The organism is Acinetobacter sp. A1-4-2, from assembly GCF_040233925.1.
GTDB lineage: Bacteria > Pseudomonadota > Gammaproteobacteria > Pseudomonadales > Moraxellaceae > Acinetobacter.
Window position 1 is genome coordinate 12,806 of record NZ_CP157982.1, and the last position, 16,639, is coordinate 29,444.

Sequence of the window (16,639 nt, forward strand, 5' to 3'; positions counted from 1 at the left end):
GCTTAAGCAAATGCTGGGTCGTAAAACTGTAGAAGTAAAAATTATCAAAGATACCTTAGAGATTTCCCAGGCAAAAAGTACATATCGCAGATGCCCTTATTGCTACCCAGCAATACCCAACAGAACAGATAGAATCGGATATTGATCGTCTTAAAGTTTTATGTCTCTTAGTTGATGGTAAATTGAATGTTCAACAAATTGAAAAATCTGCTGAGGTTTAGCAACTGACATTGTCACAACAACGGACAGTACGGAGAAAAAGTAAAATGGTATCGACACACCATGAAGCTAAACAGATTTGTTTATCAATAATTAGGATAAATGAAGCCTTCAAGAAATATTTTATATATTGGATAATTGACTCTTAAACCCATTCCTTCAAGCATAAGAGTCAGTTACATATTCAAATCAATGATCTAAAGATTGGCCTAAATTTTCCCACTCTGGAAATGGGTTAAGCATCAGCTTCCACTGCTCAGCTCCCCCTGCCATTTCCTCATCCGTCAGTAAACATTGGTCAAACTGTTGGATTAAACTATGCTCATCCATATCCATCCCAATCAGTACAATTTCCTGTCGTGCATCGCCAGTACGCTCATCCCAATTTTTGATGATTTCATCACGGCTTTGCTGATCCTCTGGCCAATGCTCGTCAGGAACCGTTGCCCACCAATAGCCTGCAACACCATGTCTAGCCATTGCACCCGCTTGTGACCAAGAGGCAGCGAACTCAGGGTTTGAAGCCAGCCAGAAAAAGCCTTTAGAACGTACCACACCTTTCCATTCTGAATTGATGAAATCATAAAAGCGTTGTGGATGAAATGGACGTCTGGCACGATATACAAAACTTTTAATTCCATATTCTTCTGTTTCAGGCGTGTGTTCACCACGCAATTCTTTCAGCCAGCCTGGAGCTTGAGAAGCCTCATTAAAATCAAAAAGTCCCGTGTTTAAAACCTGATCTAAATCGACTTGACCAAATTCAGAAATTTCAATTTTTGCGCGTGGATTAAGTTTATTCAAAATCGCAAATAAACGTTGCTTTTCTTCTTCATTGATCAGATCCACTTTATTTAAGATGATAACATCACAAAATTCAATTTGATCAATCAGTAAGTCAACGACTGTACGCTCATCGTGTTCACCCAATGATTCTCCACGTTGTTGCAGACTATCATACGAGCTGTAATCTTTTAAAAAATTAAAGGCATCTACAACCGTCACCATGGTATCAAGTCGTGCAAACTCATTTAGTGACACGCCATTTTCATCTTCAAAAGTAAAGGTTTCTGCTACAGGTAATGGCTCAGAAATTCCAGTTGACTCAATGACCAATTGATCAAAACGACTCTCTTGTGCAAGGCGACGAACCTCAACCAATAAATCTTCACGCAACGTACAGCAAATGCAGCCATTGCTCATCTCGACCAGCTTTTCATCGGTACGAGACAATTCTGCACCGCCCTCTCGTACTAAAGCAGCATCAATATTCACCTCCGACATGTCATTGACAATGACCGCAATACGACGGCCTTCACGGTTATTTAAAATATGGTTGAGTAATGTCGTTTTACCTGCACCGAGGAATCCTGACAGCACAGTTACAGGTAATTTTGCTGGGATGGCTAAAGGATGATCCATTGACTTTCTCACTTTTATGTTAATAAAGGGCTGTTATGTTTGGAAAAACATAAAGCACATTGACCTGCGAGCTCTAAATAATGATGTTTAGAGTTAAAATTTTGAGGGAAAATTGACTGTTCGATGGCGTGAGCAAACTGAGGTGAATCAACGATTTGTACTGCCTGACATTCTGTACAAATCGTGACGAGCAAATAGCTTTGCTTCTTCTTCAATTCATACGCTAAATATTTGTTCAATGTATTGAGTCTAAGTATCAATCCAGAGTCTGATAATTTTTTTAAAATACGATAAATCTGTACTGGAGATTGCAATCCGAAAGATTTTGCCTTTTCTAACAAAGCGTAGGCGCCCATTGCCTTTTGCTCATTCTGCAAAATTGTTAACACTCTTTGCTGCACAACACTGAGTTTTAATTCACTCATCTCGTGTTCCTTTATTCTTCTGATTGGACAAAAGCTGAGTGATACAAGGTGATGAGGTACTTTTATGATCTGGTTCCCATGTACGATATCCAGCACTCTCAATTTGAAATAACTCAGGCACAGCATCCTGCAAATGATGCTTTTTTAAAAACTCTTTATAACGAAGAACTTGATCTTTATTTAAAGGCTGAGATAGCCAATGCTGATAAGAAATTGGTGCAATTTTCTTGAATAATCGATTTGACAGTACAGATTTATGTTTTGTTGTGGCATATTTCCCCGAGGCATTCGATGAGTAAATCAATTGCCCTGTTTGTTTTTGACTACATGCTGAAAGACAAAAAAGTACCCCTATAATTAAAAAATGCTTCATATTCAGTTATTACAATCTCGCAACTCTAAATGTCATTTTGGCAATTTTAATAAGCTTACCACTATTATTGTTATGTTATAACATAACTTATAGATTTAAAAGTTCTTCCTCAAAATTTACATTCCCCCATCCTTATCAAATACGGATTATATATGGCGATTAGCAATCAAGACCTGAGAAAAGCAGGACTAAAAGTCACTCTTCCGCGAATAAAAATTTTAGAAATATTAGAAAACTCAAGTCCTCACCATCTGAGTGCAGAGGATATTTATAAAAAACTCTTAGAACAAGATGAAGATGTTGGACTAGCGACGGTTTATCGTGTCTTAACTCAATTTGAAATGGCAGGTATTATTCAACGCCATAACTTTGATCATAATCATGCCCTATTTGAAATAAAACAAGATACTTCCCACGATCATCTTGTATGTCAAAAAACCAACCAAATCATTGAGTTTAAGAATGAAGAAATTGAAAAATTACTTTTAAGTATTGCAGAAAATCATGATTTCCAACTCACAGGACATTCTCTAATCTTATTTGGATATTGTAGAAATTCCAAAAAATAAAATAGAAAATTGAGTATTTATCGGTTCTTACCAAAGCCGGACTAGAAACAATACCCATTAACTGTTATGTTATAACATAACAGTTAATACTTACTTTCCAATATGAATGCCTCGCAACTCCCAGATATCTCGTCTGCGCCTTTTCTTCACACGCATACCTATCCTCTTGATTGGGTCGGAATGGAAAATATTGCTTTGCCCATTCAAATTCAAAACACACTGTGTGCCAGTAAAGTAAATGCCTATGTCAGCTTGGATGATCCTCAGGCCAAAGGCATCCATATGTCTAGACTGTATACTCGACTGCTGGAGCTCCATTCCCTGCCTGACCTAACTTTAAATCACATTTATCAAACACTTCAGGATTTCTTAGCAAGTCATACTGAGCTCTCTCAACAAGCCCGCCTTGATATTCAAGCGGAGTTTAACCTAGAACAACCTGCTTTAATCAGTGTACTATCGGGCTGGAAAAGCTATCCCTTCAGCTTATCCTGTCAGTTAAATGAGCATACTTTTGAAGCTGAATTAGCAATAGAAATCACCTATTCTTCAACCTGTCCTTGTTCTGCGGCTTTGGCACGAGACCTCATTCAAAAAAGCTTTCAAGATGCCGTTGATACAAAAAAAATAAATCCACAAAACACGGATGATGTCATGGCGTGGTTAGGTACAACAGACGCGATTGTAGCAACACCACACAGCCAAAGAAGTTTTGCTCAGCTACGTTTTAAATTAGACCCTTGCTTACAGTCTATTCCAATTCGACAATTCATTTCCCATGCAGAACAAGCCTTGGCAACACCCGTTCAGACTGCTGTCAAACGTGTAGATGAGCAGGCATTCGCATTAGCAAATGGTCAAAATTTAATGTTCTGTGAAGATGCTTTACGCCGCTTATACCACGCATTTGTCAACTACTCAGGTATTGCAGGATTTAACTTTAAAGTCATCCATGCTGAAAGCTTACATGCCCACGATGCAGTCGCGCAGGGTTCATGGCAATGGTAAGTTCGACAATTTTTCTAGACATCGAACAAGGAAAGATGGGGCAATGTTATGAACTGGCAAGCATTATTGATGCCATTCCCTGGAACAAGGATGGATTAATCACTGCAATCGCACAAGATATACAGAGTAAAGATGTCTTAATGCTTGCTTGGATTAACCGTGATGCACTACTTGAAACCCTGAATACCAGACAGGTTTGCTATTGGTCTCGCTCGCGGCAGCGCTTATGGCGAAAAGGCGAAAGTTCAGGACATCGTCAAAAACTCATCGAAGCCAGACTTGATTGCGACGGTGATAGCATTCTCTTTCTGGTCGAACAGACTGGGCCCGCCTGCCACACTGATCGTCCCAATTGTTTTTATCTTGGATTAAACACACAACACGCCACAATTTTAACTCAGCCCATCATTGAGCCAATTTATACAACATTGAAGACATTACCATGATTCGTAAAAATCCAACTGGTCATCTCCCTGTCATTGACCACTCCGCTTATATTGATCAAACCGCAATTATCTGTGGAAAAGTCATCATTGAAGCTAACGTATTTGTCGGTCCTTATGCAGTGATCCGTGCAGATGAAGTAGATGAAAATGGCGACATGCAACCCATCATTATCGGTGAAAATTCAAATATCCAAGATGGTGTTGTCATTCATTCAAAAGCAGGTGCACAAGTCACGATTGGAAAAAACTCATCCATCGCCCATCGTTCGATTGTTCATGGTCCATGTGTGATTGGTAACTGCGTATTTGTCGGCTTTAACAGCGTCTTATTCAACTGTAAAGTCGGTGATCATAGTGCCATCCGTCATAATGCAGTGGTCGATGGTCGCGATTTACCTGAATCATTTTATGTACCTGCGATGAGCTATATCAATGCTCGAACGGACTTAAGTCAGTACCCTCCAATCGATATTTCTATCAGTGAATTTTCTGAAAGTGTGGTGAGCACCAATATTGAGTTGGTACAAGGTTATAAGGCATTACAAAATGAATTTTAGACAACTCCCCAATCTAATCATACGTAATGCGAATATGGTTAATGAGGGGCAGCAACAAATTTGTGATGTGCTCATTCAGCAAGGTCGTATTAGTAAAATCCAATCTAATATAACGGGTATCTATAATGCCAAGTGCATTGATGCGGATGGTGCATGGCTCATTCCCGGCATGATTGATGATCAAGTCCATTTCCGTGACCCAGGCTCACCACAAAAAGGGCGTTTTTTCTCAGAGTCTTTGGCAGCTGCGATAGGTGGAATTACCAGTATCATGGATATGCCAAACACCAATCCTCCTACATTGGACTTAGCTGCACTACACTATAAAAAAGGAATTGCAGCCCAACATAGCATAGCCAATTATGCATTTCACTTTGGTGTAAGTGCACAAAATTTAGAGATTGTTGAAGCGCTTGACCCTAAATGGGTCAGCGGTGTTAAAGTCTTTATGGGAGCATCAACGGGTAATATGCTGGTTGATAATCCAAAGATTTTAGAACGCTTATTTGCTAATGTACCCACTATTTTATTAACACATTGCGAATCCACGCCACGGATTAAACAACTGGAAGCGTTTTATCGTGATCAATATGGCGAAGATGTCCCTGCATACCTACATCCTAAAATTAGGGATAAACAAGCCTGTTTTGAAAGCTCGCGGTTAGCCGTATCACTCGCTGAAAAATTCGGTACACAGTTACATGTGCTACATCTGACAACAGCAAAAGAACTTTGCTTATTTAAAAATTTGCCATTGGACAAAAAGCATATTACTGCTGAAGTATGTATACATCACTTAACTTTTGATGAATCTGATTATGCTGATTTAGGCCATTTAATAAAATGTAATCCTTCAATTAAAACTACCAATGACAAACAGGCTCTTATTGAGGCAGTTTCTAATAGTCATCGTCTTGATATTATTGGTACAGATCATGCACCGCATACATGGCAAGAAAAGCAACAATCTTATTTTAATGCTCCTTCAGGTTTACCTCTAGTTCAGCATGCATTACCTGCATTATTCGAATTAGTGGCAGATCAAAAACTATCGATTGAAACACTGGTAAGAAAAACCTCACATCAGGTTGCTGATTTATTTCACATTAAAGATCGAGGTTATATCCGTGAAGGTTATTGGGCAGATTTAGTCCTCATCCGTGAAAATCATCAAAAACAATCTGTAGCTGAACAAACCAATTATATGCGTTGCGGCTGGACACCCTTCCAAAAGAAAACATTCCGCTATCTGGTGGATACAACCATCATTTCTGGTCAACTCGCATGGCATCAACAGCAACCTTATCTTAACTGTCAGGGTCAAGCTTTAGAAATTGACCGCTAATCTGCAATCGCCTTACCCGTATTTAGATGACTCTATATGAATATCCAGCTTAATTTTCTTGGTTCAACTCACCATTTTCAACTCGAACAATCCATGGCGATTTCTGAAATTTTGTCCCGTTTCAAAATTCAAGGCTATAAAAAAGCTTTTCTCGCTAAAGTTGACTCTCATTTCGTTGATTTACACCATGTTATCCAGCATGACTGTCACATCGAACTTTTCAGTCTGAACGATGACAATCGTTTAAATCTACTACGACACTCCTATGCTTATTTATTGGCACAGGCTGTCCATCAGTTATACCCTTCTGCTCACCCCGTAGAATATCAAATTACTGATTATGGTATTTATTATGACTTCGCCGATACTCCATCCTTTAATCAGGATGTTTTACAACAAATTGAACTGAAAATGCATGAGTGGGTACAACAACATTTAGATATACGCACAGAAAAGATTACGTCCGATCAAGCAGCTGATTTTTTTAAACAGCAAAATTCTGATTTTAAATATCAACACTTAAAAAATATGAGTGATTTAAGCACATTATATTTTCATCAAAATAATGATTTCTCTGATGTTTACTTATGTCCACTTGTTCCAAATACTGAATTTTTAGAACATTTTAAAGTGACTCATGTTTCTGGTGCATATTGGCAAGGCGACTCTACAAACCCTATGTTGCAACGAATTTATGTCACATGTTGGGCTGACCAAAAACAATTAAAAAAACATTTAAAGCAAGTTGAAGAAGCAGCAAAACGAGATCATCGTAAATTAGCACAGCAACTTGATTTGCTACATTTTGATGATAAAGCACCTGGTGCCGTGTTCTGGCATGCGAAAGGCTGGAAATTATTTCAGTTATTGACAGATTATTTACGCCAGCAACAAGACGATGCGGGTTATATTGAAGTTAATACTCCCGATGTCATGGATCGTGAGCTTTGGAAAATTTCGGGACACTGGCAAAACTATCAGCAGCACATGTTTACCACAGTCACTGAAGATCAACGAAGTTACGCGCTTAAGCCAATGAGTTGTCCTGGCGCAGTTTGTCTATATGCACATGAATTAAGAAGTTATAGAGACTTACCGTTACGCATGGCAGAATTTGGTAAAGTTCATCGTTATGAACCATCTGGCTCTTTACATGGATTAATGCGCGTTCGCCATTTTACCCAAGATGATGCCCATATTTTTTGCACTGACAGCCAGCTTTTATCTGAATGTAAAGATACGATTGCTCTCATTTATAAAATTTATGAACAATTTGGTTTCAATGAAATTTCGATCAAATTATCCACACGTCCTGATCATCGTGTCGGTAAAGATGAAATTTGGGATTTTTTAGAAAATACACTAAAACAATCTCTTGAACAGCTTGATATCTCTTATACCTTAAATATCGGTGAAGGTGCATTTTATGGTCCCAAACTTGAATTTACCTTAAAAGATGCTATTGGTCGTGAATGGCAATGCGGGACGATTCAGGTTGATTTAAATTTACCAGAACGTTTTGACATTCATTACATTGATGAAAAGAATCAAAAACAACGACCTGTGATGTTACATCGGGCTTTATTTGGATCTTTTGAACGCTTTATTGGTATTTTAATTGAACACTATGTGGGACATTTCCCATTTTGGCTTGCACCGGTTCAAATCGCAATTTTACCAATTACAGATGCACAACATGATTACGCTAAACAAGTCCAAGAGTCGCTTAAAAAGTATGGCTTTAGGGCAACATTAGATTTAAGTCAAACAAAATTGAACTATAAAATCCGTGAAAATACGCTACAAAAAATACCTTATCTGATCATCATTGGTGAGCAGGAAGCGCAACTATCATCTGTTCGAATACGTGCGCAAAATGGAGTAGATTTAGGAGATTTTCAATACTCTGAGTTACTCGATTTTTTTAATAATATATCTACAAGCTAATCTAAGGTGTGTTGAAAATTAACGAGAGTTAATTACGCTCACACAAATATAAATCATGGCGGCAAAATTTGAGTCTATTTTATCACTACGCATGGCAATACGTTTGAATTCTTTCAATTTGCAAAAGTAATTTTCGATGAAATGCCGCCATTTATACATACAACGATCAAATATACGCTTGGCTTTTGGGGGAATAACTGCTTTTACTCAACGATGATCAAGCTCCTTCAATAACTAAGCTACATCAAAAGCTTTATCTACTAATAATGCCTGAAAATCTATATCTTTAATCAGTGGCTTAACTTCAGCAAGATCATGAGATTGTCCGGGCATTAAGCGGAATTTAACCAAATTTCCCAAACTCTCGGCTAAGGCAAGGATTTTAGTAGTCATTCCATCTTTTGATTGACCAATCGCTTAGGAATAGCTCTCCCTTTTGCACCATGGCGTATTCAAGATCAGAATCCACATTGATTAATTCAAAAATTCTCAAATATACGGGCTTTCACCCACCAGTATCGACCTTTTAAAACAGTATTCAATTTGCCAAAATTATATGGTAAATCTCTCCATCGACTACCTCTAAGTGCAGTCCACAATAAAGCTTATAGAAATAATCTATTATTTGTACCGATCCGACCCCGATCTGTGATTTTACCGAGGCAGAGTAGTTCCATGTTTTCTCATTGAGCATCTGTAAATAGGTATCTATCCATAACGAAACTATAAACGGAATAGTTTTATTGACCTAATTCTGAACACACCTTAACACTTCAATTTAAAGCATTCGAAAATATCAGTCTTCCCAATTCCCATTAAACTCAAAGAGTGAATAGCTTTTTGGCTGCTATTCAGCTGGTCTTCATGCCTGTTTAACTGGGCATGACATATCCCTTTTCCTTAATTAAACGCACAGCCGCATCACACACTTCCGCATCATAAATCGTCCCACGTCCACGTAAGATTTCTGTCAGGGCCACCTCAACCCCCAAAGCCGCACGATAAGGACGATGCGAAGCCATTGACTCAATCACGTCTGCCACGGTCAGAATACGGGCCTCAGGATGAATCTCATCACCTTTTAATCCTTTAGGATAACCGGTACCATCCATCCGTTCGTGATGCTGGCCAATGATTTCAGCAATCGGAATATTGAAAGGAACATCCTTGAGAATTTCATAACCGGCTTGTGCATGGCCTTTCATCATTTCCATTTCCAGATGGGTCAGACGAGAAGGTTTGGTCAGAATCTCGGAAGGAATAGAAATTTTACCAATGTCATGTACCAGTCCAATTTCTTCCATCTGCAGACAGCGTTTTTCATCCCAGCCCATTTCTTTGGCAATCGCACTGGCAATCAAACCGACACGGCGTTCATGCCCTGCAGTATAAGGATCGCGCAATTCCACCATGATCGATACCGCCTGCAAGGTGCCATACATGGTGGCCTCCAGCTGTTCCAGCTGCCGGGCAATCTGGTCCTGTGCCTGCTTTTGCTCGGTGATATCCTGTGCCATAACAATTTCGGCAGGCAAGCCATCGTCCCAAGTAATGTGACGGCTATGCAAAGAAAATTCCCGGATCTGACCATTTCGATGTCGGAACGGAACGATAGATGGCATACTGAAATGCTCTGCCGCCTGTATCCTATCCTCAGCTTGGTGAATCAACGCCAGCGTGTCTGCAGCCGCATCGCTAAACTCCAAAATATTATGTCCATTGAGCTCTGCGGCAGATCTACCCAGCATATTGGCATAACTTGGATTGACGTATAAATACTGATTGTCGCGCAGTACATACATTCCGACCACAGTCTGCTCCACCATGCCACGGAAACGCTGCTCACTGTCTCGTAATTCCTGTTCGGTTTTCCGGATAGCAGTGACATCGTTCCAGGCAACAATCACGTCATTACCTACAACCGCTAGTGTACGCTGTGCAATACGCGGACTGCCATCCTTTGCCAAAAAAGTGATTTCAGGAAATTGTACCTGTTTACCATCTTTGACCAGTTGCAAGGCGTCGTTCCAATTCTGCTGCATCATCTGTCTTTGTTCTATATCAGGCGCCACCTTTTTCAGCCAGGCTTCCCGATTTTGAAAATCGGCCAGACTATATCCCAGCCATTTTTCATAGGCCAGATTGACTGCAAGAATGCGTTCATCCTGCATGGAAATAATATGCATCGGTACCGGCGACTGTAAAAACACCTGCTGGAAACGCTGTTCCATCTGCTGTGAATAGGTTTCGGCTGTTTGACGCTGCTGCTCTGCTGCAAAACGCTCCAGCGCAAATGAAATATCTCTGGAGAGATTTTGCAGCAACTGAATTTGCTCCTGGTCAAATTCCACCTGGCCCGTGGTATACAACCCGACCAGTCCCCAGAAATGGCCTTGAAACAGCAATGGAGTTAATGCCGCTTGACGGATCTGCTCCTGTTTTAAATAGTGTATCCAGGTCCGGTATTCTGGAGAAACACTCTTATCAGGATCATTGACCAATGTATAGCTATAGACATCCACATCCGGACTGGTATTTTTCACATGATTCAACGGAGTATTCTGATCCTGCTGCAAGGCAGTCTGTAAAGTGGGCAAAATGTTGGCGCTAATATTATGATGGAACTGAATCACCAGTGGACTGTCTACCTGATCATCAACTTTCAGCGCAATCAGAATTTTGGCAAAACTCCCCAACTTCAGTAGTACCTGCTGCAACTCAGTCAGCAACTGTTGCTGGTTCTGACTATGCACAATCACCCGGTTAGTTTCACTGAGCAGCTGGTACAGATAGGTTAAACGTGCTACCCGCCCCTGGGACTGTAACCGGATATAAACATCGGTAATCTGGCTGGTGATGTGATCGATTAAACTCTGTTCTTCATCCAGAAAAGCGGGCACATCCGGTGCCTGAGCATACCAGATTATTAAGTTTCCGAATTTCTGGGTGTCATTGCCAAAGGCCGACTGTAGATAGGGCGTTTGGGCAGGAAGTTCGGTGCCAAAAATGCCCCAGTCACTGTCAATCCTCAGATGAATCCTTTCCGGAGAGGAAAATCCCGAAGGAATGATTTCCATGGCTTTCTGCAATAGCTCAGCCATATCGCTATGCATGTTATTGCAAAGCTGGTTGATCTGGTTCAGACAACGTACTTCCTTGACCCGTTTTTGTACATCCTGCAACAAAAGCTGGCGGTCTGTAATATCATGCACCACCATAACCCAGACCGGTTTTTTGCCCAGGCGTTCTGCAAAGGGGGCGACATGACACTCGACCGTTTTGCGGTCCGGCAAGGTCAACTGGATTAAAAACTCTTGCGGTTCCTGCTGCAGTCTGGAACAGACCGGACAATCCTCGGCCTTTACACGAGGATCATGCACCAGTTCATGTACGGAACATCCGGTCAATTGTGCCGCAGCAATACCGTGTAGCCGGGCTGCCGCCAGATTGACCTGCTGAATGGTTTGGCTGGAACTGACAATATAGGTCGGATCCGGAATGGTGTCATAGGTGCTGGCCGCCTTGGACAGCATACTAAAAGGTTCTTTGATGGTCGACTCGACCAGTGCCATATAAATGAACCAGTAGGAATAAACTTTCAGGATATGCCCCAGCAGATTGGCATCGGCATATACGGACACATATTGGGTAAAGGTAAATTCAGAGGCCATCATGGTCAGCATGGAAAGACTGACCCCAAATGTCAGTTGCGGCGATAAATATTCGCGGCGCTGCCAGACCAGTATCAGCGCCAGTGCCAGCACCGCAATAATCAGATATTCACTGTAAATTTTAAAAGGGGTTAGGCCTTGCCCATCAACAAAGGCGGTGGGGAAGAAACCCAGCATGACTGCAGTCACAATCCCGGCACTGAGCAGACCAAAAAACAGGTTCAGCGGAACAGGTTTGATCGCGCGTGTCAGCATGAATGGTGCGACGAGCATGGTCAAAGCCTGCAACAGGCGGGCGCCAATCCATAATTGTGTGGCCTGATTGGCACTGTCCACAGGAAGAATCTGCATGCCTTTGTAAAGCAAGGTATGGAACAGATCAATAAATCCACACCAGCCAATGGCAATTGCAATGAAAACCACAAAATAATTTTTAGTAAAATGCCGCGATACCACAGTCACTATCAGAGCTGTAAGCGCGATAATGATGGAAATCAGTTCCGCGATGGTATGGGTAAAGACGAAACCAAAACTTTGATTGGTCCACCAGATCAGCAAGGCAAAAATCGTCGGAGGAATGATCATCATATAAGGAGAAATAAACGACTTAAGGTCGAATACATCTGGTGAAAATAAGTCACGAGATGATTTAGGCATAAAGTTCCCCAATAAAGTTCGAAAATGGACTTATGTCATAGCGCTGTTTAAAATTTTGTATTGTCTGAAAATTCACATGTTTATTATAACATTAGGCCGGTGTAAATAATCCGTGAATACCTTGCATTAGAGCTACCTACAGCTAATCTTATATATCAAATACCTCAACTCTCTCCGTCGTGTTTGCATCAGTTAGATACCTGAAATTAACGTGTGCAGTTACGTCCCCCACGCTTGGCCTGATACAGCTGCTGATCTGCCATTTTCAGTACCTCTTCCACATCCTCAGAACTATGCGGCCAATAAGCAATGCCAATTGAAATGGTGACGATGCCAATTTCCTCGATTTCCGTGATTTCAACTGCCTTTCGTAGGCGTTCTGCCGCCTGAAAAACGGTGACCGGGTCTGAAGCAGCCATTAAAATAATAAACTCCTCTCCCCCTGAACGGCAGCAGATGTCATTGTCACGAAAATGATATTTCATCAATCTGGCCAGTCTTTGTAAGACAATATCGCCTTTGTCATGGCCATAGCTGTCATTTACCTTTTTAAAAAAATCGATATCCACTGCCAGTACCGCAAATTCGGTACGCACACGCACAAATTCTTCAAGAAACAGCTTCATCCCACGGCGATTGTATAAACCGGTCAACGGATCGGTATTCACCGACTGATTCAGTTCATCAATTTTTTCCTTAAAATTCTGAGAACTTAGCATCAGGGAATTTTTGAACTGATTAACCTCAAAATATACAGGGTCAATTCTGTTAATTTTTTCCTGAATCTCCGGCTGATTGAGCATACTGGCCATTTTCGCCAAATTGTTTAAAGGTAGTGCAATCAAACCCGATAAACGCCAGACCACAAAGAAAATGAAGAAATAGAACAGGGTAATCCCGATAGATACGTTGATAATGATACTGTTGGCTTGAGCAAACAGCTCGTCAATCGGCTGCTGCGATACTACAATCCAGTTCACACTGGGAATATGTGAAAAACCGATCAGACTCTCTATGCCTTGGCCGTTCATCAGACGAAAAGCGCCATCTTGTTGCTGAAGCATCGGGGTTAAGCCATCACTGACCTGGACTTTCTGGCCAATTTTCCGAGTATCGGCATGAAAAATGATGCGTTTTTGGTCATCCATAACATAGGTATAATTTTTCTTGTAACCATATTTGGAGGCCAGCATTTCACTGACCAGATTCTTGCTTTGCAGATAAATCGTACCGGCGATAAAGCCCAAGTATTGCCCCTTGGTATCGAAGATCGGTTCAGAAATAATCACAATCAGTCTTTTGGTTGATGACCAGTATGGAGAAGAAATATAAGTTTGCTTGCGTTTGAGCGACTCGGTGATGCCAAGGGTTTTATGGATCTGTTTAGAATCAATCTTTAAGCTGGTCGGGAAAAATGAAATAATATGCCCTTCCCGGTCAACCAGAAAAACACTGTTGAAATGTCCGGACTGGCTTTTCAGGCGTGCCGTTTCACTATTTCGAAGGCTGGCACTAGCAAAATCTTGACCGAGCAGCTTGGCGCTAAAGCGTAAATTTTTTAAGATTTCTTCAAACTGATAGTTGGTATGAGCAGCAATCCTAGAGGAATATTCAGCATTCAACGCCAGAGAGTTATCAATCAGACGCTCTTTCACTGTATAGTTAACAAAAAATAAAGCAAAGACAAACAGACAGGTCACGCTTAAAACTGTTAAAAGTAATATTAAGCTGCGCAGATTTAAAAGCGGCGCCAGTAAAACCTGTCTCAATAGGGCAATTCCAAGTCATTATTTATGATACTTATATCACAAAATAATGAAAAAACACGGTTTATTTCAATAACATCGACGTGAGTCAAATCACCCAGAAATGGCCGTCAATTTTTCCGGTCCTAAATGTTTTACCGAGCGTTCAACGAATGCACTGCCACTGTAGTACAGAAGTGAGTCCATGCTTGGAAGTATGCTTTGGGCATTCATCGCTGTTTCTGCCTGAACTGATGATTCCAGGAAAATGGCCTGAACATGCAGGGTACCAGATTACTTGGAGTCGCGGGATTCCTGCATTTTTACGCTCAGCACAGGTTCAGATCATTTAACCAGCAATGAACACCGCCGATATCGATTTTTTTTATGCTATATTCCCGGTTAAGACTTATATTTGTGATATAAATCACACGACTTATTTTCCCTAAAAGTTTGAACTTATTACAAGGTTTTTGGATTTCCATGCAAACATATATTCCTTATCAGCTGCGGGTAAAATTAAAACAAATTGATCCTATTCTCGATAAGTATTGGCAACAACAAATACAGTCCATCCTATCGACGACGCCGCAGGCATTGCATCAGAAAATAGAAGACCAGTACCTGAAAGCCAAGAATATCGCATGGAATTACCTGAACCAGACCTTTGAGTTTAAAGGTCATACTAGCCTAAAAAATCTTCAGCTTGACACTCAAAACTCCGAATTACTGCAACTCGCGCACAGAATAAAGAGTACATTCAGCTATCTGCAAGGCTATCAAACCGACTTTCAGATTGCCGATTACCTAGAAAGTATTGTGCGTGAAATTAACCAGATTGATCTGGAACATTCAGCAGACATTCAGGCACAGCAACTGATCAAAAAAGCCTTTCTGTACGATGCTGCCCTAATTATTCGGGACTTAGATTTTACGGTTTCTGAAAATCACCGGCATTTGGATATTGAGCAGGTTCGAACTTTTATCTTTGAAATTTTTATGAAAAGTGAAATTCTGGGAAGCTGGTTTTCCCATATTTTGCCGAGTGAATATGCTGAACAGGAACTGGTAATTTTTCAGGATTATTTTATTCAGCAACAACGCATTCGCGACTTTGAAATTATCAAAACCTTTCAATATTATTTTGTCCTGAGCAGCACCTACGACAGTTCAGTTTCTGCCTATTCAATTCGCCGTTTTTTAACCGAAGAAAACTTTGGTAAAGAGGATCGATTCTATATCAGTGGTTTGGTTCTTGACCCGCAACAGCTGGATCAAGCGGATTATTTTGCAAATTTTAAACAACTGATGAACCGAATCATTGGTATTCAGCGCCAAATGAATCCGCATATTGTGGAACTGATTGAATCCCTGCATGAATATAATCAGCAAAATCTCATCCCAAGTTTAAAAGAAATTTTAAATATTCAAAGTTTTTCCATCGATCACCTGGTGAAAGAGCATCTGGAAATCTTAGAAAAAGATTTATCCTTAAATATTCTCGAACCTTTGCTAAAAGGCTTAAAAAACAGTGTGCAACATACCGATGAACTAGAATATTGCTATTTAAATCTTTCAAGGTTAATTAATGAGTTTCTGCATCAACTGGAAATTTTATCGCAGCAACCGATGCTACAGTTTAATCAGCATGCACGTCTGTTCAAATATCGCTTAATTGCCTATTTAAAATTACTGGAACAACGTCGTGCGCAAATCTTTGTGATCTTTCACGATGAATTTCAGTATCAGCAACAGCTACGAGCGGTTTCAGCCCCCACTCAGGAAATTAGGGAACTGCTCAATAGCGCGATGGAACAAACCCGCCAAATCCAGCAGCACATACGCCAGTTAGAACGCGAAATGCAAAATGCCGAAAATAGCAGTTTTCTTAAACGGCTGTTTAAAAAATCTGAAAATCATGAATTGAAGATCAATGAATTAAAACAGAATCTGATCGAGGTTCGAGATCGTTGCTATATTAGAATTATTGCTATTCAAAAACAGGCTTCTCAAGAGAGTGTTTATATGGAAGCGAAGAATTTAATTTCGGTGATTGACTCTAAAGTACGGCATTATGCCTTTGCTAATGGTGAAAATGGCGTAACACGTTTACCGCTTCTGTTACAGTTACCTGAAGACCGCAATAACTTTAATATGCAGAGCATCCTCATGGCATTAAACTATGATTTTTTGCTCTCTGCAAAGAGTTGGAAATTGTCACAAAAGACCTAAGGCAAGGCTGTGAACTATCAAGA

General features: G+C 40.5%; 14 protein-coding genes and 1 pseudogene. 9 read left to right on the top strand and 6 right to left on the bottom strand.

The window, feature by feature from the left end; genetic code table 11:
- Positions 1-134: 134 nt before the first annotated feature.
- Positions 135-299: pseudogene (locus ABJ384_RS14675) on the top strand (transcriptional regulator); the annotation flags it as partial.
- Between the two features lie 109 nt (positions 300-408).
- On the opposite strand, the gene zigA reads toward ABJ384_RS14675, so the two are convergent.
- The 3 genes from zigA to ABJ384_RS14690 are packed head-to-tail and all read right to left on the bottom strand — an operon-like array spanning position 409 to position 2,439.
- Positions 409-1,641, bottom strand: coding sequence for a zinc metallochaperone GTPase ZigA (gene zigA, locus ABJ384_RS14680; protein WP_349929836.1), 1,233 nt, complete (start codon positions 1,639-1,641; stop codon positions 409-411).
- 14 nt (positions 1,642-1,655) lie between these two features.
- Positions 1,656-2,066, bottom strand: coding sequence for a transcriptional repressor (locus ABJ384_RS14685; protein WP_349929837.1), 411 nt, complete (start codon positions 2,064-2,066; stop codon positions 1,656-1,658).
- A complete protein-coding gene (locus tag ABJ384_RS14690) occupies positions 2,059-2,439 on the bottom strand; it encodes a hypothetical protein (protein ID WP_349929838.1) in 381 nt (126 codons plus the stop codon). The genes ABJ384_RS14685 and ABJ384_RS14690 overlap by 8 nt, the downstream gene beginning before the upstream one ends.
- A gap of 152 nt (positions 2,440-2,591) precedes the next feature.
- Between ABJ384_RS14690 and fur the strand changes: the two genes are divergently transcribed.
- From fur to thrS, 6 genes are all read left to right on the top strand, one after another.
- Complete coding sequence (gene fur, locus ABJ384_RS14695) at positions 2,592-3,008, top strand: ferric iron uptake transcriptional regulator (protein ID WP_086197108.1); 417 nt, start codon at positions 2,592-2,594, stop codon at positions 3,006-3,008.
- Between the two features lie 102 nt (positions 3,009-3,110).
- Positions 3,111-4,016, top strand: a complete 906-nt coding sequence (folE2, locus tag ABJ384_RS14700; RefSeq protein WP_349929839.1) for a GTP cyclohydrolase FolE2 — start codon at positions 3,111-3,113, stop codon at positions 4,014-4,016.
- Positions 4,010-4,462 (top strand): phosphoribosyl-AMP cyclohydrolase, encoded by a 453-nt coding sequence (gene hisI, locus ABJ384_RS14705; protein WP_349929840.1) that lies wholly within the window; start codon positions 4,010-4,012, stop codon positions 4,460-4,462. Before folE2 ends, hisI begins: the two co-directional genes overlap by 7 nt.
- Positions 4,459-5,019 (top strand): carbonate dehydratase, encoded by a 561-nt coding sequence (locus ABJ384_RS14710; protein ID WP_349929841.1) that lies wholly within the window; start codon positions 4,459-4,461, stop codon positions 5,017-5,019. Before hisI ends, ABJ384_RS14710 begins: the two co-directional genes overlap by 4 nt.
- The gene (locus ABJ384_RS14715) at positions 5,009-6,364 is read left to right on the top strand and encodes a dihydroorotase (RefSeq protein ID WP_349929842.1); all 1,356 of its coding nucleotides are present in this window, start codon (positions 5,009-5,011) and stop codon (positions 6,362-6,364) included. Before ABJ384_RS14710 ends, ABJ384_RS14715 begins: the two co-directional genes overlap by 11 nt.
- 36 nt (positions 6,365-6,400) lie before the next feature.
- A complete protein-coding gene (gene thrS / locus ABJ384_RS14720; protein WP_349929843.1) occupies positions 6,401-8,311 on the top strand; it encodes a threonine--tRNA ligase in 1,911 nt (636 codons plus the stop codon).
- 234 nt (positions 8,312-8,545) lie between these two features.
- On the opposite strand, the gene ABJ384_RS14725 is transcribed toward thrS, so the two are convergent.
- The 3 genes from ABJ384_RS14725 to ABJ384_RS14735 all read right to left on the bottom strand — a co-directional run bounded on the left by ABJ384_RS14725 (position 8,546) and on the right by ABJ384_RS14735 (position 14,408).
- Entirely contained in the window at positions 8,546-8,704 is a 159-nt protein-coding gene (locus tag ABJ384_RS14725) for a hypothetical protein (protein WP_349929844.1), read from the bottom strand.
- Positions 8,705-9,183: 479 nt separating this feature from the next.
- The gene (locus ABJ384_RS14730) at positions 9,184-12,639 is read right to left on the bottom strand and encodes an MASE3 domain-containing protein (protein ID WP_349929845.1); all 3,456 of its coding nucleotides are present in this window, start codon (positions 12,637-12,639) and stop codon (positions 9,184-9,186) included.
- Positions 12,640-12,845: 206 nt separating this feature from the next.
- On the bottom strand, positions 12,846-14,408 hold the full coding sequence (locus tag ABJ384_RS14735) for a sensor domain-containing diguanylate cyclase (protein ID WP_349929846.1): 1,563 nt from the start codon (positions 14,406-14,408) through the stop codon (positions 12,846-12,848).
- Between the two features lie 185 nt (positions 14,409-14,593).
- Between ABJ384_RS14735 and ABJ384_RS14740 the strand changes: the two genes are divergently transcribed.
- The gene (locus ABJ384_RS14740; RefSeq protein WP_349929847.1) at positions 14,594-14,737 is read left to right on the top strand and encodes a hypothetical protein; all 144 of its coding nucleotides are present in this window, start codon (positions 14,594-14,596) and stop codon (positions 14,735-14,737) included.
- A 130-nt stretch (positions 14,738-14,867) separates the two neighbouring features.
- A complete protein-coding gene (locus ABJ384_RS14745) occupies positions 14,868-16,616 on the top strand; it encodes a hypothetical protein (RefSeq protein ID WP_349929848.1) in 1,749 nt (582 codons plus the stop codon).
- Positions 16,617-16,639 lie beyond the last annotated feature (23 nt).

Bases quoted from the DNA above. Each gene is read 5' to 3' on its own strand.
- zigA (WP_349929836.1), bottom strand. From the start codon at position 1,641: ATGGATCATCCTTTAGCCATCCCAGCAAAATTACCTGTAACTGTGCTG.
- ABJ384_RS14685 (WP_349929837.1), bottom strand. From the start codon at position 2,066: ATGAGTGAATTAAAACTCAGTGTTGTGCAGCAAAGAGTGTTAACAATT.
- ABJ384_RS14690 (WP_349929838.1), bottom strand. From the start codon at position 2,439: ATGAAGCATTTTTTAATTATAGGGGTACTTTTTTGTCTTTCAGCATGT.
- fur (WP_086197108.1), top strand. From the start codon at position 2,592: ATGGCGATTAGCAATCAAGACCTGAGAAAAGCAGGACTAAAAGTCACT.
- folE2 (WP_349929839.1), top strand. From the start codon at position 3,111: ATGAATGCCTCGCAACTCCCAGATATCTCGTCTGCGCCTTTTCTTCAC.
- hisI (WP_349929840.1), top strand. From the start codon at position 4,010: ATGGTAAGTTCGACAATTTTTCTAGACATCGAACAAGGAAAGATGGGG.
- ABJ384_RS14710 (WP_349929841.1), top strand. From the start codon at position 4,459: ATGATTCGTAAAAATCCAACTGGTCATCTCCCTGTCATTGACCACTCC.
- ABJ384_RS14715 (WP_349929842.1), top strand. From the start codon at position 5,009: ATGAATTTTAGACAACTCCCCAATCTAATCATACGTAATGCGAATATG.
- thrS (WP_349929843.1), top strand. From the start codon at position 6,401: ATGAATATCCAGCTTAATTTTCTTGGTTCAACTCACCATTTTCAACTC.
- ABJ384_RS14725 (WP_349929844.1), bottom strand. From the start codon at position 8,704: ATGACTACTAAAATCCTTGCCTTAGCCGAGAGTTTGGGAAATTTGGTT.
- ABJ384_RS14730 (WP_349929845.1), bottom strand. From the start codon at position 12,639: ATGCCTAAATCATCTCGTGACTTATTTTCACCAGATGTATTCGACCTT.
- ABJ384_RS14745 (WP_349929848.1), top strand. From the start codon at position 14,868: ATGCAAACATATATTCCTTATCAGCTGCGGGTAAAATTAAAACAAATT.